At 37.9% G+C, this 24,744-nt stretch carries 21 protein-coding genes, 1 pseudogene and 1 riboswitch; of the genes and pseudogenes, 17 read left to right on the plus strand and 5 right to left on the minus strand.

The features are described from left to right. Positions 1-314 (minus strand): annotated as a pseudogene (locus IQ10_RS07560) (RNA-guided endonuclease InsQ/TnpB family protein); the annotation flags it as partial. A gap of 201 nt (positions 315-515) precedes the next feature. Here IQ10_RS07560 and IQ10_RS07565 point away from each other — a divergent pair. Continuing rightward, the gene (locus IQ10_RS07565) at positions 516-2,336 is read left to right on the plus strand and encodes a pyruvate kinase (RefSeq protein WP_144449891.1); all 1,821 of its coding nucleotides are present in this window, start codon (positions 516-518) and stop codon (positions 2,334-2,336) included. A 114-nt stretch (positions 2,337-2,450) separates the two neighbouring features. Here IQ10_RS07565 and IQ10_RS07570 read toward each other — a convergent pair whose 3' ends face one another. Together IQ10_RS07570 and IQ10_RS07575 are read right to left on the minus strand one after the other, a co-directional pair. Next, entirely contained in the window at positions 2,451-3,209 is a 759-nt protein-coding gene (locus tag IQ10_RS07570) for an SIMPL domain-containing protein (protein ID WP_158640012.1), read from the minus strand. Between the two features lie 133 nt (positions 3,210-3,342). Further along, a complete protein-coding gene (locus IQ10_RS07575) occupies positions 3,343-4,173 on the minus strand; it encodes an undecaprenyl-diphosphate phosphatase (RefSeq protein WP_144449893.1) in 831 nt (276 codons plus the stop codon). A gap of 414 nt (positions 4,174-4,587) precedes the next feature. Next, positions 4,588-4,737, plus strand: a riboswitch (cyclic di-AMP (ydaO/yuaA leader). A 152-nt stretch (positions 4,738-4,889) separates the two neighbouring features. On the opposite strand from IQ10_RS07575, the gene IQ10_RS07580 reads away from it, so the two are divergent. After that, positions 4,890-6,230, plus strand: a complete 1,341-nt coding sequence (locus IQ10_RS07580) for a TrkH family potassium uptake protein (RefSeq protein ID WP_144449894.1) — start codon at positions 4,890-4,892, stop codon at positions 6,228-6,230. A 33-nt stretch (positions 6,231-6,263) separates the two neighbouring features. On the opposite strand, the gene IQ10_RS07585 is transcribed toward IQ10_RS07580, so the two are convergent. Further along, the gene (locus IQ10_RS07585) at positions 6,264-7,502 is read right to left on the minus strand and encodes a two-component system sensor histidine kinase NtrB (RefSeq protein WP_144449895.1); all 1,239 of its coding nucleotides are present in this window, start codon (positions 7,500-7,502) and stop codon (positions 6,264-6,266) included. 310 nt (positions 7,503-7,812) lie between these two features. Continuing rightward, positions 7,813-8,817 carry an ABC transporter substrate-binding protein gene (locus tag IQ10_RS07590; RefSeq protein ID WP_437177675.1) on the minus strand — a complete coding sequence of 335 codons (1,005 nt, stop codon included), beginning with the start codon at positions 8,815-8,817 and terminating at the stop codon, positions 7,813-7,815. Between the two features lie 190 nt (positions 8,818-9,007). On the opposite strand from IQ10_RS07590, the gene IQ10_RS07595 reads away from it, so the two are divergent. The 15 genes from IQ10_RS07595 (at position 9,008) to IQ10_RS07665 (ending at position 24,669) form a co-directional block, all read left to right on the plus strand. Next, positions 9,008-10,012 carry a FecCD family ABC transporter permease gene (locus tag IQ10_RS07595; RefSeq protein ID WP_144449896.1) on the plus strand — a complete coding sequence of 335 codons (1,005 nt, stop codon included), beginning with the start codon at positions 9,008-9,010 and terminating at the stop codon, positions 10,010-10,012. 2 nt (positions 10,013-10,014) lie between these two features. Beyond that, positions 10,015-11,070 carry a FecCD family ABC transporter permease gene (locus IQ10_RS07600; protein ID WP_144450254.1) on the plus strand — a complete coding sequence of 352 codons (1,056 nt, stop codon included), beginning with the start codon at positions 10,015-10,017 and terminating at the stop codon, positions 11,068-11,070. Positions 11,071-11,094: 24 nt separating this feature from the next. Next, positions 11,095-11,931, plus strand: coding sequence for an ABC transporter ATP-binding protein (locus IQ10_RS07605; protein ID WP_144449897.1), 837 nt, complete (start codon positions 11,095-11,097; stop codon positions 11,929-11,931). Positions 11,932-12,146: 215 nt separating this feature from the next. Continuing rightward, positions 12,147-14,327: a methyl-accepting chemotaxis protein gene (locus IQ10_RS07610; protein WP_144449898.1), complete on the plus strand. Its 2,181-nt coding sequence runs from the start codon at positions 12,147-12,149 to the stop codon at positions 14,325-14,327. Positions 14,328-14,606: 279 nt separating this feature from the next. Further along, positions 14,607-16,355 (plus strand): carbon starvation CstA family protein, encoded by a 1,749-nt coding sequence (locus tag IQ10_RS07615; protein ID WP_144449899.1) that lies wholly within the window; start codon positions 14,607-14,609, stop codon positions 16,353-16,355. 109 nt (positions 16,356-16,464) lie between these two features. Next, positions 16,465-16,728 carry a cory-CC-star protein gene (locus IQ10_RS07620; RefSeq protein ID WP_144449900.1) on the plus strand — a complete coding sequence of 88 codons (264 nt, stop codon included), beginning with the start codon at positions 16,465-16,467 and terminating at the stop codon, positions 16,726-16,728. Positions 16,729-16,751: 23 nt separating this feature from the next. Next, entirely contained in the window at positions 16,752-17,702 is a 951-nt protein-coding gene (locus tag IQ10_RS07625; RefSeq protein ID WP_144449901.1) for an ArsA family ATPase, read from the plus strand. A 99-nt stretch (positions 17,703-17,801) separates the two neighbouring features. Then, positions 17,802-18,125, plus strand: a complete 324-nt coding sequence (locus tag IQ10_RS07630) for a hypothetical protein (RefSeq protein WP_144449902.1) — start codon at positions 17,802-17,804, stop codon at positions 18,123-18,125. 240 nt (positions 18,126-18,365) lie between these two features. After that, positions 18,366-20,051, plus strand: coding sequence for a propanediol/glycerol family dehydratase large subunit (locus IQ10_RS07635; RefSeq protein ID WP_144449903.1), 1,686 nt, complete (start codon positions 18,366-18,368; stop codon positions 20,049-20,051). A 21-nt stretch (positions 20,052-20,072) separates the two neighbouring features. Beyond that, positions 20,073-20,663 carry a propanediol/glycerol family dehydratase medium subunit gene (locus IQ10_RS07640; protein WP_242009790.1) on the plus strand — a complete coding sequence of 197 codons (591 nt, stop codon included), beginning with the start codon at positions 20,073-20,075 and terminating at the stop codon, positions 20,661-20,663. Next, positions 20,660-21,079: a diol dehydratase small subunit gene (locus tag IQ10_RS07645; protein ID WP_144449905.1), complete on the plus strand. Its 420-nt coding sequence runs from the start codon at positions 20,660-20,662 to the stop codon at positions 21,077-21,079. The genes IQ10_RS07640 and IQ10_RS07645 overlap by 4 nt, the downstream gene beginning before the upstream one ends. A gap of 2 nt (positions 21,080-21,081) precedes the next feature. After that, positions 21,082-22,926, plus strand: coding sequence for a diol dehydratase reactivase subunit alpha (locus IQ10_RS07650; RefSeq protein ID WP_144449906.1), 1,845 nt, complete (start codon positions 21,082-21,084; stop codon positions 22,924-22,926). After that, entirely contained in the window at positions 22,916-23,254 is a 339-nt protein-coding gene (locus IQ10_RS07655; protein ID WP_144449907.1) for a glycerol dehydratase reactivase beta/small subunit family protein, read from the plus strand. Before IQ10_RS07650 ends, IQ10_RS07655 begins: the two co-directional genes overlap by 11 nt. Positions 23,255-23,269: 15 nt before the next feature. Beyond that, the gene (locus tag IQ10_RS07660) at positions 23,270-23,692 is read left to right on the plus strand and encodes a GlcG/HbpS family heme-binding protein (RefSeq protein WP_144449908.1); all 423 of its coding nucleotides are present in this window, start codon (positions 23,270-23,272) and stop codon (positions 23,690-23,692) included. A gap of 206 nt (positions 23,693-23,898) precedes the next feature. Continuing rightward, positions 23,899-24,669 carry a response regulator transcription factor gene (locus tag IQ10_RS07665; RefSeq protein ID WP_144449909.1) on the plus strand — a complete coding sequence of 257 codons (771 nt, stop codon included), beginning with the start codon at positions 23,899-23,901 and terminating at the stop codon, positions 24,667-24,669. The last annotated feature ends 75 nt before the right edge of the window (positions 24,670-24,744 follow it).

Consider the following 24,744-nt stretch of genomic DNA (forward strand, 5'->3'; position numbering starts at 1 on the left):
TCTTTTGAAGGTTCTTCAAATAAATGACACTTGATTTCTTTGCGTTTCTCAACGGGTTTTGCTTTTTCTTTATCAACTTTCTTTTGATAAATTGAAAGTTGATGATCGTTTATTTTTGGGATATGCTTTTGGATATTTTTTAAAACTTCCCGTTGGAGAGGTTGCAACTCTCTTTCTTGAGTTAACCCAGTGAAAATCTGGCGAATATAAAAGTTTGTTGTGTTGTATATGTTCTTTGCGTTTTGACACATCTCTTTGAAATATCCGTGCATGCGATGGCCTTTTTTGACCCAAATTTGATGCGTTTGATACATACGTTTTCACCTCCGAACATAAGTTCCTATAAGTATATATTACCAAAATCGTTACAATAATCCTAGTGAAAAAAGAAAAAACCGCCAATTCACCTCCCACCTAACATTCTAACGAATGTTTGAGGAGGGAGGTGAATTGGCTGTAATGATAGATTAAAGTCTAATTTACACGAATCTAGATAAAAAGGAAGTGGTTCTCAAATGCTGTTACCATCAAAAGGTGCATTGGCCACTTATATATCATCAGTCTACCAAGCCATACTTGAAAAAAATAAGGTTGAGAAAAATCATTACTCATCAAGCGAACAAACATTTAGCGCAGCTAATTTACTGAACTTTATTGAGCTTAAGAAGCATGTAACAACTAGTCTTATTGATGAATTAAATCAGTTTGGTTTCGTTTTATTTTCAGAAGATAATGTATTAAGCAGTTTAGAAAAAACCTTACTAAACTTAGGGATTAAAAGGCTTCCAAAATCAAATTATTTACCTTTAAATCCACAATTGATTGCCAAACAAAGAGTGAATGGTGTACTCGGAGATATTAAAAACACCTTCCATCCACATATTATGGTTACAATAGACTCTCAAATCGTAATGGACGATCGAGTTATTGAACAATTTTTATTAAATGGGATGTCAATAGCGCGTATCAATTGTGCATATGATAGTGAAAGTGAATGGAGAAATATTATTAATCGATTACGGAAAATTGAATACGGGTTACGTCAACAAGGGAAGTATAAGAAACAACTGAAAATTTATATGGATCTTGCTGGTCCTAAAATTAGAATTGGTCCTATTAAAAAAGTAAGTACTCCTTTAAAAATAAAAGTTAAAAAAGATGCTTTTGGAAAAGCTTCAAGAGCTAGAATGGGTTTTATTTGTACGAATCATATTGATCGCACGCTATTATCAACGACCAATAGTGATGAAGAGTGTCCATTTATTATTAACGTTGATAGAATGAACGATATTCGCCTACTAAATAAAGGTGACATGTTAGATTTTCAAGACTATCGAAATAAAAAACGAACATTTACTGTTGATTCAAAACTTAGTACTGATTGTGTAATGGTAACAATTGACGAAACTGCTTACTTAACTAATGAAACGATATTATTGAATCTCAAAAAAAATATTGAGTTAAGGGTGGGAGGAATAGAGCCAGTTCCAGCGGATATATTTGTGAAAAGAGGGGATTCATTAAGAATTTACTTAGATCCTTTAAAAGAAGGACACTCTCAAACTGAGGCCGACATGGCTGGAGTTTCAGTTACTATACCTAAAGCCTTTAAAAATGTTCAGCCTAATGACCTTATATTTATTGATGATGGAAAAATTAAAGGGAAAGTAAAGAGTGTATCACAAACATTTATAGAAGTAACTATTATTTCTCCTGACAAAGTGAGAAAAATTAAGGAAGATAAAGGAGTAAACTTACCAAATTCACTTGTGAGTCTCAATGTTCCTGCTTTAACATCAAAAGATAAAGAAGATCTAACATTTGTTTTAGAAAACAGTGATATAGTAGGAATTTCCTTTGTCCATCACCCAAGAGATTTAAAACAATTAAAACAAATCCTTAAACAATATAATAAAACAGATATGCCAATTATTGCGAAAATTGAAACGAAAGATGCCGTCGAGAATTTCTCTAACATCATTTTCGAAGGCCTCTCATTTGAACATTTCGGTGTGATGATAGCTCGCGGAGATTTAGCGATTGAGCTTGGCTACGGGGAACTAACAATTGTTCAAGAAGAAATTCTATCTTTATGTCGTGCTGCTCATATCCCTGTTATACTCGCTACGCAAATATTAGAGAATCTTGCTAAAAAAGGAATTCCCTCTCGTTCTGAATTAGCTGATCTATCTTTTGGAAATCAGTTCGATTGTCTAATGTTAAATAAAGGTCCTTACATGGCTGATACAATCAGCTTTATAACGGAAACGTTAAAAATACAGACCCTTGCTGAAATAAATCAACAAATGATTACACGTCATCTTTTAGACTATTAATGAACATCCGCTATCTAATTATATTTTTTTTATGTAACACTAATTGAAATAAAAGCGAAATAGGGGAACTGTCCTATTAGTCCCCTTTGTTTCGCTATTATTATTTTATTACTACTACTGCAACTGATAAATAACATCCACACGCTGAGTAACTTGAATTTCGCCAGCTTCAAGCGCGGTAGACCTTGAACTTTCTTGTGTTGCTTCTTCTGCCATTGTATAATTCTGCATTGGAAGGTTCACTTGAGCTGCTTGGTCAGCAATTTGTAAGACTTCTCCTCTTTTTTTACCTGCACTTTCGGCCATAGCATCTGCTTTTGACGCAGTCTTTTCGATTGCTTGTTGTAAAGCTTGATACTCTGCTGCCTCAGGGTTTTGCAAGGCAAATTGAATTTGTTCGATCTGGTTGGCTCCTGCTGTAGATGCAGCATCAATTAATTCCCCTAAAGTAGAAATGTCCATGTATTGGACTTCAAGCATGTGCTCGGCACGATAGCGTTCCTCTGTAATCTCATTTCCTTGAGCGTTCCAGTTGTGCTGTGGGTACACATGAAAACGAGAGGTTTGAATATGTTCTTCTGCAACTCCACTTTCCTCGAGAACTCGACGAATAGCATTCATTCGTTCATTTATTTGAGTTTGAGCTTCTTCAGCTGACGAAGCAACTGCCTGTGCTCCTAAATAAATGTAAGCCATATCTGGTTCTATATTCACTTCACCAACCCCACTCACAATTAGTGTTCCTGCTTGAACATTTGTCTCTGCACTAGTAGCCTGCTTGGAAGATGGGCTAAAGAAAAGTTGGAAAGCCAAAAATAGGCTTACAATACTTAAAGTGACGATTCCAATTTGAAGTCCTGTAGTCTTTGTCATAGTACTGAACACCCCTTTCATTCATTTTCTTTATTTTCTTATTAAACGATGGCAGTTTAATCAAGGTTACATAAATAAAAATAGGACAGTCAGAAATCGTTTCTGACTGTCCTTTATAAAAGGTAAATTCTGTTTAAAAGTACACGACATAAATAAGTGCAGCTAAGATGATCCGATAAATAGCAAATGGTGTAAGTTTAATTTTGTTAATGATTCTTAAGAAGAAACGAATAGAAATTAAGGCAAACACAAATGCACTAATAAAGCCAGCGATAAAAAACGGTAGTGCATCAAGCGTAAAGTACTGCCAGTTTTTAAGTAATGATAGAAAGCTCGCACCAGCCATAATTGGAACGGCCATAATAAAGGTGAAATCGGCAGCGGCACGGTGACTCATCCCGAGTAAGACACCGCCAGAAATAGTCGAACCAGAGCGTGAGAAGCCTGGCCACAATGAGAAACATTGAATCAATCCGACAGTCAAAGCTTGTCTATAGGTGATTTGGTCAACTGTGTGGACTTTTGGATTTTTAGGCCCAAATCGATCAGCTATTATCATAAAAATAGCACCGATTACTAATCCGATTAATACAGTATTTATTGAGAATAAATATTCATCAATATAATCTTCAAAAAGGACTCCTAGCACCCCAGCAGGAATTAAGCCGACGATAATATGTGTTAATTTAAGACCATCGTGTTGATGAGCTGTTTTTTGCTTACGACGATTTAATTTTAATAGATCAATGAAACGATCTTTAAAAATAATGACAACAGCTAGAATAGAACCAAGTTGAATAACAATCTTAAATGTATTGGCTACATATTTTGTTAAAAACTGTTCAGATTGGAGCCATAAATCATCAACGATAATCATATGACCTGTAGACGAAACGGGAGCAAATTCTGTTAATCCTTCAACAATTCCTAAAATAATGGCTTTAAGTATAATAATTAGATCCATTCTTGTATCTTCTCCTCATTCACACATTTGATATGCCAAAACAATCATTATGGACATTTTCAAGCATGAAAAATAAATTAATTTAAAATCTATTAAATTAAATTTAAACTAAATTTCGTTTCAACATGTTATTTTACACAAGCTTTATTTTAGATAAACAATTACTCTAATTAAAGAGAATATATGACTAAAATTAAGATATATACTAGTGAAATGATGGGAATGATAAGATGCCATTGTGAGGGCATATGTAGTTATTATCAACTATTAGTCATAAGCATTATAATAAGTTATTTGGTCACGATAAGCTACTTGAAATGATAGTTATAAAAAATATTTTTTTGGAAAAAAACTAAAACAATAAATTGACAACTTTCTAAAACAGGAGTAAATTCTCTTTATTCAATTCAAATATACCTTTAATCGCTTAATCATTTATTTTATGAGCGGGGGAACCATTTTGACGGTTAATTTACCGTCTTGGGGTGAATCTTAATGAGTAAGAGGGGGTACTCTCAATCCCTAATCCGACAGCTAACTTCGCAAGCGTTTTTTGGAGAGAAGGCCCTTTTTAGGACCATTCTTTGTAATGGTCTTTTTTCTGTGTAAAAGTTGGTTCGTTTCTAGTTGGATAGAAAAAGAATCATGCTTTTTCATTCTAGGTTGAGAGTAGAAGCTCATGAAAGTTTTACTTGTAAAGAAGGGAAGTCACAATCATGCTATTTGGTGAAAAAGAACTGTTACACAGACGTGTTCAAGTGTCACCTCCGCAAATACTTGCTTTAAGCTTTTTAATTGCGATTGTTGTCGGTACCTTTTTATTAAAACTCCCGATTGCGACGACTATTCCGATTAGTTGGATAGATGCATTGTTTACAGCTACATCTGCGACTACGGTTACAGGTCTTGCTGTGGTCGATACGGGGACAGTCTTTACTGTATTCGGGCAAGTGGTGATTATGGTATTAATTCAAATTGGTGGACTTGGACTAATGAGTTTTGCTGTTTTAGTTGTCATTGTGTTAGGGAAGAAAATTGGATTAAGAGAGCGAATATTAGTCCAAGAAGCTTTTAACCAAACATCCATTGGCGGTGTTATTCGTCTTGTAAAAACGGTCTTTATGTTTTCTTTTTTCATTGAGTTCATTGCCGTCATCTTGCTATCGATGCGATGGGTACCAGAGTATGGCTGGGGATTTGGTATTTACACGAGTATTTTTCACTCGATATCAGCATTTAATAATGCAGGATTCTCTTTGTTTTCAGATAATTTAATGGGCTACGTAGGAGATCCAGTTGTCAATCTCATTATTACTCTTTTGTTTATTACAGGTGGGATTGGATTTACGGTCTTGGCTGATTTGTGGCATACAAAGGAGTTTAGACATTTATCATTACACACAAAATTAATGCTTGTTGGAACGCTGATTATCAACGTTGTCGCGATGATTTTCATTTTCTTACTTGAATATACCAATCCTGTTACATTAGGAGCCCTAGATTTAGGTGATAAGCTGTGGGCATCTTATTTTCAAGCAGTCACAACACGAACAGCGGGATTTAATTCTTTAGATATTGGGAGCCTGACTCCAGGAACGATTGTGTTTATGCTTTTACTAATGTTTATTGGAGCAGGTAGTGCATCAACAGGAAGTGGAATCAAATTGACAACTTTTATTGTGATTTTAATGGCTGTTTTAACATATTTAAGAGGGAGAACAGAAACGGTTGTGTTTAATCGAACATTAAAGGTTCAATTAATATTTCGTTCATTAGCCATTGCTGTTATTAGTTTGTTCGTCGTGTTTATAGCGATTTTTGCTTTAACGATAACTGAAGATGCTCCTTTTCTCATGATCGTATTTGAAGCTTTCTCTGCGTTTGGGACCGTTGGATTATCAATGGGGTTAACGTGGGACTTAACCTCGCTTGGTAAAGAAATTATTGTTGTCCTTATGTTTATAGGAAGGGTAGGTCCATTAACTTTGGCATTCTCATTGGCAAGAACGAAAAAGTCAACAATCCGTTATCCTGAGGGAGAGGTATTTACTGGGTAAATAGATAAAGCTAACAGCAGGCCAGAGACGCTGTTAGCTTAATTTAGCTATTGGTAGTGAAATGGAGAAAACAGTTCCATCTTTGCTACTGCTCACCTCCATTAAGCCATTATGATTTTCAATGATTTTTTTAGAAACGGATAATCCTAACCCTGTTCCTTCATCTTTTGTAGTAAAAAAGGGGTCGAAAATATAGGGGAGAATGGATGGGTTGATTCCATTACCATTGTCGCTGAATGTAATGACGAGCAGATCCTTAACCACCTTTGTTTTAATGTGAATCTTTAAATGTTCATCTTGCTTTGCTTGCAAAGAGTTTCTAAACAAATTAATAAAGACTTGAATTAATTCATCTCCGTTCACTTCAATCAAACACGTTTCTGACTTAGGGCAAAATTCATAATTAATTTCTCCATTATAGAGATGGGCCTCACTATTAAGAAAGTTTCCAAGCTGATTGTTGAAAAAATCTGTGACTTGGAAGATTTGGGTTTTCGTTTGAGAAGGTTTTGCAATCCTTAAAAAGTCGCTAATAATCTTATTAGCTCGATCGATTTCTGGTATCAGTAAGGACTCAAACAGCTCTGATATCTCTGGTTCTACCTTCATTTGTAGCAACTGCAAATACCCTCTGACCGTTGTAAGTGGATTTCTGACTTCATGAGCAATTCCAGCGGCGATTCTGCCTGCAAGGGCCTGTTTTTCTGCATTTTTAATTCGATTTAAAAATTGAAAGGTCCCTACTACTCGTTGAATCGACCCATGCGCATCATAAATAATTCTAGTATTGATAATCCCATAGTTTCGGTCAAGAACCTCTTGGTCGATTATTTCTTTACCCGTTCTCAGCGTTTCAAGAATGATAATTTTCTCATCTGGTATTTGTAAAAGTTCACGAATATGTTTACCAACCATTTCTTTTTGATCGACGTGTAAATCTCTAGCAGCCTGTAAATTGCATAGGGTGATGATCCCATTCTTATCAGTAAAAACGATGTGGTGCGGTACATGATCAATAATTTTACTGAGAATATTTTCTACTGGCTCGAACAGATCAGAAGTAATCGTTAAGTTTAGTTGCTTCTCCTCTACCAATTCTTTTTGGTATGGATGAATGACAGGAAATTGCTTGCCCTTTTTTTTTTCGACTTGATAGCCGAGTTGGGGATTTTGGTAAACAAGGGAATATGGTAATTGTGATATGAGCTCTTTATATAGCTGATTTTCGATTTTTAATGTTTCTAATTCATTTTTCTTTGAAAAATTATTCATTTGGGGGCACCTCTTAAAACATCAGTTATTTAAAATATATTATATTCTGTGTTTAATTGATACCATTTTGAATCACTGGATAGGATTGTTGTTTAACAACCTGCTTAATTTGATCATGAGGATAAGGATAGATTTTGGTCTAGTATCATTAGTGTTGCATTAATATTCGATCAAAACAAAATGACCTCGGCTTAATACCGAGGTCATCAATTGGCCACATAAAATGAAAGTCTTTTTAAAATGTCCAATTAATAGGGTGCAGTTCAGATAAACTGATTGAGGGATGAAGATGATAAGTTTAATAAACACTTTATTCTAGAATTTTAGCTTCTAAATCATCAATCATTAGATTTGCAGCGATAACGCCACCAGCAGTGTTCCAGATTTCATCACTTACTTTGTGAGCATTTCCGTTTGCCACGACAGGTAGCTGTTGGAATAAAGGATCATTTAGCCATTGTTCTTCTACTTTCGATCCTTCACCATCACCAGTTTCATATGTGAAATAGAAAAGAAGGTCGCCATCCATTTGTGGAATCATTTCTTTTGTTGCATTTGTAATCGCAAATTCATCAACATCCTGTGATTCAGGACGAGCAAATCCGATTTCCTCAAGAATAACGCCTGAAAATGAATCCTTTTGATAAATGCGAACATCTCCGCCCATAAAACGAATCATTGAGATTTCTAAGTCTAGCTTATCGCCAGCTTTTTCTTGGAAGCTAGCGATACGATTAGCATAATCAGTAAGAACTTCTTGTCCTTCTTCTACTTTATTGACTGCTTGTGCATAAAGCTCAAAATTAATCTTCCAGTTTCCACGTAGGTCTTCTGCAAATACTGTTGGTGCAATTGCATTTAACTGCTCATAAACAGCTTCTTGACGCATTTTGTTTCCGATAATTAAGTCTGGATTAAGCGCGGCAATTGCTTCAAGGTTCGGTTCACTTTCTGTTCCTACTTCTTGAACACCTTCCATTTGATCTTTAATGTGATCATACCAAGGGTCACCTGTCCAAGATGAAACAGCCCCAACTGGCGTTACCCCCATTGATAGTAATGCTTCTGTTCCTTCGTTTGTTAAAATCACAACTCTTTCAGGGGTACCAGCAAGTTCTGCTGTTCCCATCGCATGTTCAATTGTATATGATGTGGACTCAGATGAAGCTTCTTCGGTTTCTACTACTTCAACATCTTCAGTGTTAGAAGGTTCTGTCTCTGTTGCTGGTTCAGTCTCGCTACCGCAAGCAACTAAAGCTAAAATAAAGATTAACATTAGTGCAAAAAGAATCGATTTCATTGTTTTACTCGGCATTATACGTTCCCTCCAAATAATAGTTAATTAAGAATAATTTTCATTCGCAATTAATATATTAAAATTTGCTTATGATAATGTCAATATATAATTGAAAATGATTTTCAAAATCATTGACACTTCTTGTCAGGTAAAATAAACTGATATTGTTATCAAATAGAAAGAAAAAGAAAGAAAAGTAGGGACTATGATGTTATTAAACTCAACAACATCTAAAATTTTGGGGCTTTTAGTTGGAGCAATATTATTTTTACTATTTATTTGTTTCAGTATTGTATATGGATATACGGATACCACGTGGAAAATGGCAATTGAGGCTTATACACATTTTGATGGATCGAATGAACATCTCATTATTCAAACGGTGCGGATGCCAAGAGCGTTAATTGCTGCGGCGGTTGGAGCTAGTCTTGGAATTGCAGGGGCTTTGATGCAAGCTTTGACAAAAAATCCACTGGCAGATCCAAAAATATTTGGAATCAATGCAGGTGCAAGCTTTTTTATCGTTGCAGCTGTTTCCTTCTTCTCAGTTGCTTCATTAAACGCTTTTGTTTGGATCGCTTTTGCGGGGGCTACGGTGGCAGCGGCTATCGTTTATTTTATCGGTTCACTCGGTCGTGAAGGGCTAACACCAATGAAATTCACCTTAGCTGGGGCGGCCATTTGGGCGATGTTCTCTTCTTTAACGCAGGGGATGCTTGTCTTAAATGAAAAAGCATTAGAGGAAGTCTTGTTTTGGCTCGCTGGTTCGGTACAAGGGAGAAGCTTAGAATATTTACAAAGTATCTTACCTTATTTGATGCTTGCTTGGATAGGTTCGGTGATTGTAGCGCGGCATATTAACCTGTTATCGATGGGAGAGGATGTTGCGAAAGGATTAGGGCAACGAACGGGTCTGATTAAACTCATTACAGCATTGTTTATCATTCTGCTCGCTGGTGGATCTGTTGCGATTGCAGGTCCTATTGGCTTTTTAGGAATTATGGTTCCACATCTTGCGCGCTCTTTAGTAGGGATTGATTATCGTTGGGTCATTCCTTACTGTGCGATTATTGGGGGAATCTTGTTAATTGTAGCTGATATTAGTGCTCGTTATGTGATTATGCCACAGGAAATTCCTGTAGGAGTCATGACGGCGATTATTGGAACCCCATTTTTTATTTATATTGCACGCAAGGGGGTGACTAAGTCGTGAAACTGAAAAAGTATATAGCATTACGGCTTGGAAAAGGAAGCATTTCTTTTTTAGTAGACCGTAAAAGCTTAGTCACATTCCTCGTACTTTTATGTATAACCTTGTTTTTTGCTTTATTAAGTAGCGGATTAGGTGACATGAGAATCAGTCCCGTTAATGTTGTGAAAGCATGGTTTGGATATGGAACAGAAATGGACCAATTAGTGGTAAACTCCTTTAGATTACCGAGGATTATTATCGCTACTCTTGTTGGAATGTGTTTAGCGATTTCAGGAGCGATTTTACAAGGGCTTGTTCGAAATCCTCTAGCATCTCCTGATATTATCGGGATTACGGGTGGAGCGGCTGTTGGAGTCGTTTCCTTCTTAGCTTTATTTAGTAACGAAAACAATGCGTTAACGGTTAGTATTCATTGGATGCCACTAGCTGCTTTTATCGGAGCGACTGTGATTGCCTTTCTTATTTATGTGCTTTCTTGGAAAAATGGCTCTTCACCTATCAAAATTGTGCTAATCGGGATAGGGTTATCGGCATTAACACAAGCGTTGACAACTTTATTTATGATTTTAGGCCCGATTTACCGGGCAAGCCAAGCGAATATTTGGCTGACAGGCTCGATCTATGGTGCTAGCTGGGAAAATGTTTTTATTTTATTGCCATATACAACGGGATTGATTGTTTTGCTATTTATTTTCTTGAGGCATTTAAATGTTCAAGAGCTTGGTGATTCGATTGCTACAGGTGTTGGAAGTGGAGTTGGACGTTATCGAATCCTTTTTCTACTATTAAGTACAGGCTTTGCAGCAGGAGGAGTAGCTTTTGCAGGCGCGATCAGCTTTGTTGGCCTAATTGCTCCTCATATTTCGAGAAAGCTTGTCGGTTCTTCCTTTGGAGCATTGCTACCTGTTTCGGCAGTAGTCGGAGCGATTTTAGTTATTGTCGCTGATTTAATTGGTAGAGTGTTGTTTGGCCCAACTGAAATTCCGGCAGGTGTGTTTACAGCAGCGATTGGTGCACCGTATTTTATTTACTTGTTATATAAATACAGAAATCTATAAACGAAAAGAAAGGAGTCAAATGGTATGCGAAATGGACTGGAAACAAATTCTTTGACGCTCGGTTATGGTGAGTCGGTTATTATAGAAGACCTTGATTTACATATTCCTAAAGGAGAAATTACCGTTTTTATCGGTGGGAATGGCTGTGGAAAGTCTACATTACTTCGGTCGCTTGCAAGACTATTAAAGCCAAAGGCAGGATCGATTATTCTGGATGGTACATCGATCCAAAAAATGCAAACGAAAGAAATCGCCAAACAATTAGCGATTCTTCCTCAAGGACCTGAAGCGCCAGAAGGATTAACGGTTTTACAGTTAGTCAAACAAGGTCGTTACCCTTATCAAAACTGGTTAAAGCAGTGGTCTCTAGAAGATGAGAGAAAGGTTAATGAGGCGTTAGAGGCTACGCAGATGACAGAGCTTGCTGAAAGACAGGTTGATTCCCTTTCTGGAGGCCAACGACAACGAGCATGGATTGCGATGACATTAGCTCAAGATACAGATACGATTCTTTTAGATGAGCCAACAACCTATTTAGATATGACTCATCAAATTGAGATTCTTGATTTATTATTTGAGTTGAATGAAAAAGAGAATCGAACCATAGTGATGGTACTGCATGATTTAAATCTAGCCTGCCGTTATGCCCATCATATTATCGCTGTTCAAGATAAAAAGATTTATGCCGAGGGGAAGCCAGAGGATGTCATCACTTGTGATTTAGTAAGAGATGTATTCAAAATGGAATGCCAAGTAACGAGCGATCCGATTTTTGGCACTCCGCTTTGTATTCCTTATGGAAGAGGGCGTTGTATCATCAAGAATGTTGAAGAAGATAAGGCTAAAGCTCAAGTTGGATAAAAGGTAGATTATAGGCTATTAAACGCATCTCGTAGATATTGCGTTTAATAGCCTATTTCAATTTCACACATCTATAACAAATCAATAGCAGAAAAATGTAAAAAGCATTTGAAAATATAGACAATTAAAAATATAATAGATCACATGACTTTAATTGGGTCAAAGGTTTTAGGTATACGTAGATATAGAGAGAATTTTCAAATGGAGTGGAGAGAATGGGTCTGTTTGGTTGGTTGCAATTTAGAGAGGGCTTACCATTATGGTGGTCGTACGCATTAAACAAAAAGAATACTGAATCAGTGGAGAAAATTTTTGAGAGTATTGCCAAAACGAGAGTGACCTTATTAACCGATTGGGTGAATGAGCAATGGGCTTTTTTAGAAAGTGCCGCGTTAGAATTAAATCATACGCCTCAACAGGAGTTATCAACCTATTTAGAGCAGCAACGACAAAGAGGTACTTATTTTACGGAATTATTTTTATTGAATAGAGAAGGGACAGTAGAAGCTTCTTCTTTTCCGAAGCACCAAGGCTCTTCCTATCGTGGTCAAGATCATGCAATTTATCAGAAAGCTATTGATCAAGTTATCAAAACAAATGAACATCTACTTTACGGACCTTACATTGATCCTATCACCGTAGAGATTGGTCCTCGAACATCAAGCTTTCATGATGACGTGACCTTATTGTTTTTACAACCTGTGATCAATCAAGGAGAGGTTGAATACATACTAGTTGGACGTGTCCCGAATGATGTGATTGGAGATTTGATTCAGCGGGAAGCTGGACATATTTATAAAGATTCTGGAGATAATTACATCTTTATGGCTAAGTCCAATTTAAATCCTGATTTATCACCAGGAATTGCATTATCTCGTAGTCGCTTTGAAGACCGTACCTTTTCGTTAGGAGATAATTTAAAGGATGGCATCGATACAAAACATTGGGGAAAAGTGAAAGTGAATAAGCATACAGAGTTTGAAATTCGCTTTACTGATCCAGCGACAAATGAATTGCATCCTGGTGTCGCAAATACGATTCGAAATGGTGACAATCTATTTGTTGAATTTCCAGGTTATTCAGATTATCGCCATATTCCTGTAATCGGTAAAGGGGTGACATTTCAGTTACCTGGCTCACCAGATGTTTTTGGGATGATGTGTGAAGGGGATTTAGAAGAAGTTTATCGAAACAGATCGATTGGTTGGAATCTAGGAAAACGGTTTGTTTCAATCATTCTGTTGTGGATTTTAATCAATCAAGGGTTGAGCGTATTTAGTATGATCCCTAGTTGGAGTGTTTTATTGGTTAATATTTTATACGGTGGTTTTGCTACCTATTGGTTCTATCAAAAAGGGATTGCTCCGATTGTGTCTCGATTAAATGAAATGACAGAGGTCGTTCGTCAAATAGCGGAAGGAAGCGGTGATTTGACGATTCGTTTAGAGGATAAACTTCTATCGAATGATGAAACGGGTTCGCTAGGTCGTTGGGTGAACAACCTTATTGACAGTCAAGATGGGTTAATGGGAAAAGTGAAATCTACGGCGCAAGATGTGGAACAAACCAATCATTTACTAAGTGAGAAAACGGTACAAATTGAACAAGGGTCTTTCGCAGTTCTTAAACAAACAAGTGAGATGTTAGAAGGGATGCAGCAACAGTTAGCTGATGTTAAAGAGGCAATGAGTCAGGTAGATCAAATTAGTGATACATTGCAAGGAGTAGAGCTACAATCTCAACAACAGCTCTTCCAAGCTCAAGAGCAAGTGGAGAGCATAGAGCAAAAAATGAGTCAAATCGTACAAAAAGTTCAGGATACCTTGGGATTAACAAATGGGTTCAATGAATTTTCTAATAATATTGGACTCATTGTCGATACGATTAATCACATTGCCAAGCAAACAAACCTACTTGCACTTAATGCGACGATTGAAGCTGCAAAGGCAGGAGAATATGGACGTGGGTTTACGGTCGTGGCTGATGAGATCCGTAAATTGGCAGATCAAACGACGCTTGCGACCAAAGAAATTAGTGAGAGCCTAGATGAAATTGAAGGAAGCTCCGTGCTAGTTCAAAAATCGATTCAGGAAAGTAGTGAAGAGGTTGGTGAGGGAGCGGACTTAATTCAAGATGTGCGCGAAGTCTTGACACAGATGGCGCAAACATCAGCCACACATCCAAATGTGACAGAGCAAATGAGGGACATTATTACGAATATCGCCACGATTAATGAACAAAATGTAAGAGCTGTTGAACATGTTGATCAATCGACAGAAGAAATGGTTGATTTAATCCAAGATGCCCGCTTTGATTCAGAGCAAAGTTCTCTTGTCGTATCAAATCTCGGTCGTTTAGTTAATAAATTTAAGCTAACGAAAAAAGAAGCGAAGTAAATGTACTATTTTCTTTAGGTAGAAAAAATTTGTAGCGGTATACAAGGTTAGTTAATTATTTAACGAGATACTTAGTAAAATCCTCACATCATTGCGTGAGGATTTTTATGTTTACGAAAATCATTCTAATTTCAGTATTTACTCATAAATATGTAAAAAGGCAGATTAAAGATTGACATAATTTCATAAATGAAAGCGTTTTACCTAGTAATTTAATTCGGAATATTCTAAAATAATAATAAGTTATTTATTCCTATTTTTGAAAGGAGTGTTTTGGTCATGAATGCTATTGTTCTTGCTTTACTAGGAATGATTGTGTTTGCCTTAGGTTATCGGTATTATTCAAAATTTATTGCTGAAAAGATTTATCGACTTGATCCTAATTTTGTCACCCCTGCCCATCAATTTAACGATGGAAAAGACTTTGTCCCTACTAATAAATATGTGTTATGGGGGCATCATTTTACTTCAGTTGCTGGGGCTGCACCGATTGTTGGACCAGCAATCGCGATTTATTGGGGATGGCTTCCTGCGATTTTATGGATCGTACTCGCCACAGTATTTGCAGCAGGGGTTCACGATTTTGGAGCTATTGTTCTGTCTGTTCGTAACAAAGGTCAATCAGTCGGAACACTTGCAGACAAACTGATTGGAAGGCAAGCAAAACTACTCTTCCTCTTTATTATCTTAATCCTTGTTTTAATGGTAAACGCTGTTTTTGCTTGGGTTATTTCAAACCTCTTTATTTCAAATCCATCTGCCGTTCTCTCGGTATTTATTCAAATTCCATTAGCTGTTTGGATCGGTTATCATGTGTACAAAAAACAAGGTGGGATGATGATTCCATCACTTGTCGCTCTTGCAGTCATGTACTTATCTGCAATTATTGCAAGCCGTGTTCCAGCGCTTCAAATTGATTTAGTCAGCTATTTTGGTGGAGAGGACAATATTGTTGCTTTCGGATTAAATGGTGTGGCAATGTCGTTCTTTGTTTGGATTATAATCCTCATGATTTATGTTTATATTGCCTCGGTATTGCCAGTTTGGAAGCTATTACAGCCCCGAGACTATATCAATTCTCATCAGCTAGTTGTCGGATTGGCAATTCTTTATCTCGGCTTGTTATTTTCAAATCCAACGATTACAGCACCTGCAACGAATGGATCTCCTGATATTTCTTGGTTCCCTCTGTTATTTATCACAATAGCTTGTGGGGCAATTTCTGGATTCCATGGACTTGTGTCATCAGGTACAACATCGAAACAGATAAATAAAGAAACGGATGCACGTTTTGTTGGCTACCTTGGAGCTGTTGGAGAAGGGTTATTGGCATTAATCGTCGTTATTGCAATTGCTACGTTTTTTGCATCCCCTGCTGATTTTTCAGCTGCTTACTCTAGCTTTAGTGCTGCAAACAGCGGAGGACTTGGAAACTTTGTACAAGGGGCAGGTCAGCTAGCTACAGGTCTTCTCATTCCTGCAGATATTGCTGCAACCATCGTTGCTGTTATTATTGTGAGTTTTGCGGCGACAACGCTTGATTCATCGGTCCGTCTCATGCGTTACATCATTGCCGAACTAGGGCAAGAATACAAACTACCAGCTTTGTCAAAAACACATGTCGCCACAACGATTGCTGTTGTTTCAAGTGCAGCTCTCGTTTTATTACCAGAAGGACCAAACGGCTTTGGGTCTGGCGGCTATCTACTTTGGCCGTTGTTTGGAACATCAAATCAGCTCTTAGCAGGGATTACATTATTATTAATTACTATTTGGCTTAAGAGACAGGGGCGAAATTATTTACCAACCCTTATTCCAATGGTCTTTATTCTCTTTATGACATTATGGGCAATGGCGCAACAAGTTATTTTCCAATGGTCGCCGTATGCAGAGACAGGAACGAATTTATTGCTATTTGGTTTCGGTTCCCTGATTCTAGTCTTTGCATTATGGATTATCATTGTCGCGATCTCTGAATTGACTAAAGGAAAAAAAGATGTAAATACCAATGAGGATTTTAAGGCATAAAGGTAATGAAAACGTTAGCAAGAAGATTAAAATTTGCTCGGAAAAGGGATTAGATGGAAGCTCTAATCCTTTTTCTATCTTAATATAAATGAACGAATGCGGTGATATGATGAAAAAAAAACGTTCACTGAAACGAATATTTGAATTGTATGATGAAATCCTCCGTCTGCCACATAAGGCTGAAATTCATCGTGAGCTTCAAGATGAGGATGATTTGTTTTTGCTACTTGTTTATTCGGACATGCTAGGCATTCCTAATCCAGCCTTTTATTACACATTGGAGCTTTATCCTTATATTCTTGAAAAGTTCCATGAGTGGCATTTACGTATGGGGATGGAGAAATCTCCATTAGACGGAATTCGTTGTTGTTAAACTGTGCAAAAGGATGATGGCAGATGAAAGAATTATTAAATAAACAAATCTATTTTATTGGTGGCAAGGGAGGTGTTGGCAAGTCAACGTCTGCAGCCGCGATTTCCATGCTTTGTGCAAAACAAGGATTTAAAACGTTGCTTGTATCAACTGATCCAGCCCACAACGTCGGGGACATTTTTCATACGAAAATTGGCGGGAAGCAAAAGAAGCTAACTGACAACCTTTATGCAATGGAGATAGATCCTGAGCAGGAAACGAAAAAGTATATTCAAAGTGTAAAAGAAAACTTAAAGGGCATGATTAAATCGAGTCTAGTTGACGAGGTCCATCGGCAAATTGACACAGCTGCAACCACCCCTGGGGCAGATGAGGCGGCGATGTTTAATGCAATCTCATCGATTCTGTTAGAAGAAAAGGATAATTTTGATAAAATCGTCTTTGATACGGCACCAACGGGACATACCATTCGTCTTCTTACCCTTCCTGAGTTAATGGGAGTCTGGATTGATGGGATGGTGAAGAAGCGTAAGAAAATCAATACGAACTATTCGAATCTACTTAATGACGGGGAGCCTGTGGAAGATCCCATTTACGATACGCTTCAAAAGAGGAAGGAAAAGTTTGCTGCTGTCCGTAAACTATTACTTGATCAAGAGACGACTGGTTTTATGTTTGTTCTTATTCCTGAGAGGCTGCCAATTTTAGAGACCGAACAAGCTGTTAAGCTACTAGCCAAGCATGACTTATATGTAGATACCCTTATCATTAATAAAGTGTTACCAAATGAAGCGGATGGAAGTTTTCTACAAAGACGACGCGAAATCGAAAAAGAGTATCTACAAGTAATGGAGAAAACGTTTAAGAAACAAATACTGATCCACATTCCTCTTTTTGAGGAGGATATCTCCTCGCTTCAAGCGTTGGAAGATTTTTCGGAGCATGTGGGTGAAGCTGTGTTAAAAAAAGCATGATATAGAATGTTGCAGTGCTTATTTTCAAATAAATGTGTACTTCTGCTAAAAGGGGGTAAAGAACGACAAGAATAAAAAAGTAGAAGGAGTCGATAAAGAATGAAGCGCGAAACGTATTATGTCTCAATTGACATGCCTGTCTTAAGTATTACAAAGACGAAGACACCAGATAATCTAATTCAATATGAAATTTATGCGACAGAAGAGGAAAAAGATAAGCTATATGCGATGCTTGAAGAGGTAAGTGAGGATGATTTTGATCCTGAACAAATATTTGGACGACCATTCGATGAAAAAGCCGCTGATCGTGATAAAGATCAGACTCAAAAAGGATTACGTCAAGTTTATGAGTACGTCTATGAGCTCGGAACCGAGGAAACAAAGAAAATTCTAGCAGATATCCGTCAAGTTGGAAAAGAATAATCTAAAAGGGCAAGAAGGAGAAAGTTATGTTCTCTCTTCTTGCCCTTTTATAATCTTATTTCATGATCTTCTTATTCTAATAATGCTAGGGTTCTCCACATGAAGTATATTCTATCCTAATTTAAGTATTCATTTTACAGAGAAAAGAAAGCGTTTACAAAATATAATTAAAATAAGTTGTGATATTGGAATTATTCAGTTTTATTTTGCCGTGGTGACATAATGAAAAGGGGTGTTTCTATGAGTAGTAAAACAACATCTGTAAAACGTTCGAAGCGATTTCTCGTTCTTGAAGATCGACCTGTTAATAAGGATGGATTTGTTCAAGAATGGCCAGAGCAAGGTTTTGTCGCTATGTCGAGTCCAAATGATCCAACACCATCTATTAAAATAGAAAGCGGCAGAATCGTTGAATTAGACGGTAAGAGCCGAGAAGAGTTTGATACGTTAGATCAATTTATAGCTGATTACACAATTGACGCGGCTTCAGCTGAAGAAGTGATGAACATGGAAAGTTTAGCTATTGCGCGGAAATTAGTTGATATTAATGTGTCTCGTCGTCAGATTTTACAAATTACAAAAGGGATGACGCCAGCGAAAGTCGTTGAAGTGTTAAATCATTTAAATGTTGTCGAGATGATGATGGCCCTTCAAAAAATGAGAGCAAGAAAGAAGCCGTCAAATCAATGTCACGTGACAAATGTACGTGACAATCCTGTATTAATGGCTGCTGATGCAGCAGAAGCTGGTAGCCTTGGTTTTGATGAACAAGAGACGACAGTTGGGATCGTTCGTTATGCACCGTTTAATGCACTTGCTCTCCTCGTTGGCTCACAAACAGCTAGAAACGGTGTCATGACTCAGGATGCTCTTGAAGAGGCGACGGAATTGCGTTTGACGATGCTTGGCTTAACGACATACGCAGAAACGATTTCGATTTATGGAACGGAATCGGTTTTTATGGACGGGGATGACACTCCTTGGTCTAAGTCGTTTTTAGCGTCTGCTTATGCTTCAAGAGGCGCGAAAATGCGCTTTACATCTGGAACAGGTTCAGAAGTGCAAATGGCAGGTGCAGAAGGAAAGTCTATGCTTTATTTAGAAGTTCGCTGCGTCATGATGGCTAAAGGAGCAGGTGTACAAGGATTACAAAATGGATCAATCAGTTGTATTGGCATTCCTGCATCTGTTCCAAGTGGTATTCGTGCCGTTCTAGCTGAAAACTTAGCGACAACAATGTTTGATCTTGAAGTTGCTTCAGGTAACGATCAAACGTTTTCCCATTCTGAAATTAGAAGAAGCGCGAAAATGTTATGTCAAATGCTCCCAGGAACCGATTTTATTTTTTCTGGATTTAGTGCTGTCCCGAACAGTGATGATATGTTTGCGGGATCGAATATGGACTCCTCTGACCTTGATGATTATTTAGTAATTCAACGCGATATGATGGTTGACGGTGGTTTGAAACCGGTTGAAGAGGATCAGATCATTCAAGTTCGTTATAAAGCAGCAAAAGCGATGCAGGCAATTTTTGAAGAGCTTGGTTTTCCTGAAATAACAGAAGAAGAAATCGATGCTGCAACATATGCAAATGGTAGTGAGGATATGCCAAAACGTAATGTCGTTGAAGATTTAAAAGCGGCAGAGCGGATTATTAAAGAAGGAATTACAGGCTTTGATGTTGCGCTTATTTTGGCTAGACGTGGCTTTCCAGAAGCGGCAGAGCGAATTTTTAATATGTTAAAGCAGCGAGTAGCAGGGGATTACTTGCATACATCGGCGATCATAGATGAAAACAATCTCGTCATTAGCGCTGTAAATAATGAAAATGATTATACAGGTCCAGGAACGGGTTATCGTCTAAGTGAGGAGCGTTGGAATGAGATTAAAAATATTAGGCAAGCCATTAGCCCAAGTGACTATTAAATAGAGAGGGGAGGAATGAAGATGGCAGTCGGCATGTTTTCCATTGATATGAACATGAAAGACCTAGAGAAGGCGAAAAAAGGAACAAATCCGCAAGAAGTGGTTATTGCTGTTTCTCCTGCATTTGGGAAAGAAATGAGCAAAACGATTATTAAAGAAGAACATGCAAAAGTGCTAAGGGAAATCATTTCAGGGATTGAGGAGCAAGGGGGCATCCCACGAGTGATACGAAGCTATCATACAGCCGATTTAGCCTTTATGGGGCATGAAGCTGCGAAGTTAAGTGGATCGGGCATTGGCATTGGATTGCAATCTCGGGGTACGACCGTTATTCATCAAAAAGATTTAGATCCGTTAAGTAATCTGGAATTGTTTCCGCAATCGCCATTAATAACGCTTGAGACGTACCGAGCCATTGGTCGAAATGCAGCCCTGTATGCACTTGGTGAGAGTGTCGATCCTGTTCCTGTTGTCAATGACCAAATGGCAAGGCCGAGATACCAAGCGATTGCAGCGATCTTATATTTGAAAGAAGCACAATACGTGATGAGAAACCATAAATCAGTAGATGTTGAGTATTCGTTTGCAATTAAAGAGGAGGGGATTGGATGAGCTTAACTAAGAAGGATTATCCATTAGGAACGAATAGGCCAGATCTCTTATTTACACCGACGAAAAAAAACTATGAAGAATTGACATTAGAAGCAGCCTTAAAAGGAGAAGTTTCAAGTGAGGATATGCGTATCAGTCCAGAGACATTGTTGATGCAAGCTGAAATTGCTGAAAGCTTGGAAAGGGACCAGTTAGGCAGGAACTTCAGACGAGCTGCTGAGCTGATTAACATATCTGATGAAAGAATTCTTGAAATTTATAATGCGCTTAGACCAAATCGTTCGACAAAAGAAGAGTTACTTGCCATCGCCGATGAGCTAGAGCAGCAGTACAATGCAGTCGAAAATGCGAAACTAGTAATTGAAGCTGCGGAAGTATATGAAAGACGTGGTATTCTGCGTCAAGAAGAGGAATAAGGATGAACAAGCAAATCATTGCTGGAATTGATATTGGAAATTCATCAACAGAGGTAGCGATTGCAAAAATCAGTGAGACGGAGACTGAATTTCTTACCCAGCATTTAGTTCCGACAACAGGAGTAAAAGGGACGGTTGATAACATTAAAGGTGTGACAAAATGCTTGAAGAAGGCAGTCTCTAAAGCAGGTCTGGACCTTTCGGCTATTGACCTCATCCGTATTAATGATGCTGTACCTGTTATCGGCGATTTGGCAATGGATTTAATTAGTGAAACGGTGATCACAGAATCTTCGATGATTGGTCATAATCCTGACACACCAGGAGGGGCAGGTCTTGGTGTTGGGCAAACGATTGTTATTGATCAATTAAATGAAGGACTGGATGATCAGACAGACTTTATTGTCGTCGTTCCTAAATCGTTTGATTATGAGATAGTCGCTTTTATCATCAATAAAGCTATGAAAAAAGGGATCTCTATCACAGGCGCAATTGTTCAAAAAGATGACGGTGTGTTAATTCATAACCGTTTAGATCAGTTGATTCCGATTGTCGATGAAGTAAAGATGATTGAAAAGGTTCCAATTGGTAAGCTAGCTGCAGTTGAAGTGGCTTTACCTGGACATGTGATTAGAATGCTAAGTAATCCATATGGTTTATCGACTGTGTTCGGTTTGAGTCCAGATGAGACAAAACAGATAGCTCCAGTTGCGAAATCACTTGTTGGAAATCGTTCTGCGGTTGTCATCCGTACACCTCAAGGAGAAATTGTTGAACGGAAAATTGAAGCTGGAAGTATGACACTAATTGGTGAGAAATCTCATGTTCAAATTTCGATTAATGACGGCTCCGAAGTCATTATGGAGGCGTATAAGAAGATTGGGAGATTAATTGATGTAAGGGGAGAAACGGGGACCAATGTTGGCGGAATGTTAAATGGGCTAAGACAGGATTTAGCTGATTTGACAGGTCAGGATATGAACGAAATTTATATTACAGACCTATTAGCGGTTGATGCTGGAATTCCTACTTCAATTAGTGGAGCAATGGCTGGTGAATTGTCGATGGAAAGCGGTGTCGCTTTAGCCTCTATGGTCAAGACGGAAAAAGTGTCGATTACAAAAGTAGCACAGCTTTTAGAAAAGGAAATTGGCATACCAGTAGAAGTTGGCGGAGTAGAGGCGGAAATGGCCATTAGGGGTGCGCTGACGACACCAGGAACGGAGAAACCAATCGTCATCCTTGATATGGGTGGGGGCTCAACTGATGCTGCAACGATTGATGAGAAAGATAAGATGTGTACGACTCACTTAGCTGGTGCAGGTGATATGGTCACCATGCTCATTAACTCTGAGTTGGCTCTTTCAAATCAAGAACTAGCGGAGAAAATCAAAAAATATCCGTTAGGCAAGGTTCTCAGTTTATTCCATATGCAGCTAGAGGATGGCACAATTCTCTTCTCAGAAAAACAGTATCCACCTTACACATTTGGAAAAGTGGTGATTCGTGAAGAGGAAGGGTTAACACCACTCCCTATTCGTGAATCGATTGAAAAAATACGTTCAATTCGTCGTGATGCCAAAAGAAAAGTATTTGTCACTAATGCATTACGGGCATTAGAGCAGGTCATACCGACAAACAATATTAGGCATATTTCCTTTGTGGTCATGCTTGGTGGGTCTGCTCTCGATTTTGAAATTCCGCAAATGATTACGGAGGAATTATCGAAATACGGGATTGTTGCAGGTTTTGCCAATGTGAGAGGAACAGAAGGCCCACGAAATGCAGTAGCAACAGGCTTAGTTCTTTCATCAAAGGTTAAAAGAGGTACAGTACATGGAGCATAAGCGTATCTTTATTCCAATCTTACATCGAGAGGACATTGAACCGTGTGCTTTAAAAGAGGTATGTGCAGGCCTTGAGGAAGAGGGAGTTCCATATCTGTTGAAGCAGATTAAACATGAAAATCAGAATGATAGCTTTACACCTCTTCAAGTAAAAGTGGTGATAGAGGATGATAAAATGATGGTATACCATGAAAAGATCGTTTCAGGAGAGCCTTACATTACCGAAAAGAAAGGGAATGAAAGATTACTCGGTAAAAATGCTGCAAGACTTGTGAAAGGTTTACCACTTACATTTGTCGGAGAACATGAAAGAAGTTTCTCAAATTGAAAAAGGAGGGCAATGATGACAAAGATCAATCTTGAAATGGCTAAAGAAATGATTGCTGGTGCTGAGAAAAAAGCAAATGAAATTGGTGTACCGATGGTCATTACGATCGTTGATGAGGGTGGGAATTTTATCGCAAGCCATCGTATGGATGATGCGTTATTAGTGAGCATTGATATTGCTCTTAATAAGGCATGGACGTCAGTAGCATTAAAAATGCCAACAAATAACCTCCCACGTTTAACAGAACCTGGAGGAGAGCTTTATGGGATAAACACCACGAATAATAGCAGAATCGTCGTCTTTGGTGGAGGCATTCCATTAGAAGAGGATGGAAAGATTGTTGGCGCAGTAGGGGTAAGTGGCGGATCGGTTGCTCATGATATTGAAGTGGCTGAAGCTGCAGTTTCAGTCTTTGAAACTCTCTTGATAAACAAGTAGTTTTGCATAAATGAGCTTTGTTCACCATAAATAATTAAATAGTGGAGATGTAAGTCCTTCCTTAGGAAATGAAATATGTAAATATAAGGAGGGGCTTTTCTAATTGGCTCATATATAATACTATTAGTAACAGGGAATTAAATCTGATTTTTCAGTAAATTAATAATTGAAAGCGATTTCAATAGTATTAGTTAGGGAGGTAATCGATGAATCTCTTAATTGTTGACGATGAGCCACTTGAGAGAGAAGTATTAATGGATGTTGTCAAAAAGAATCGTATTGGAATTACACATTGTCTAGAAGCTGTAAACGGAGCTTCTGCCCTTGAGATCGTGACAAGCGAGTCTATTGATATAGTCGTGATGGATATAAAAATGCCAGTCATGGACGGCATTACTGCTGCAAAGGTCATGAAAGAGAGAAGGCCTCATTTAAAAGTATTGTTTTTGACTGCTTATAACGAATTTGATTATGCGTTGCAAACCATTAAGCTTGGTGCAGTCGATTATCTCTTAAAGCCTGTTCGCCCTGATGAATTTATTCAAGCGTTAAAAAAGGTGATTGGACCGACGAGTGATCAAACAAGTGAAGAGATCCATCAACATCAGTCAAATAACATTATCGAGACGATTACGACATTTATTCATGATCATGTAGAGGAAAAGCTCACACTAGTGCAACTATCTGAATTCGTGCATCTTCACTCCCAATACGTCAGTCGTTTATTCAAACAAGAAATGGGGATGACATTAACTGACTATATTACTGTAAGCAGAATTGAAAAAGCGAAGGAACTATTAGCTAATAGCACAAAAACAATTGCTGACATTAGTGAACAGTGTGGTTTTACAGACCCTAACTATTTTACGAGAGTGTTCAAAAAATTGGAAGGTTGTCCACCAAAGCAATATAGAGAGAATGAACAGCAATTGAAAAGAGAAAAGGTAAACAGGCAATATTTTAATAAAATCATGTGAAGAATCAACCTCGGCAATCAAATTTTCGTTTTTGATAGGTTTACTATTATGCTTTTTAAAGTAGGGAGGGCTTAT

Origin of the sequence: Halalkalibacter nanhaiisediminis, assembly GCF_007830185.1 — a bacterium.
GTDB classification, from domain to species: domain Bacteria; phylum Bacillota; class Bacilli; order Bacillales; family Bacillaceae_D; genus Halalkalibacter; species Halalkalibacter nanhaiisediminis.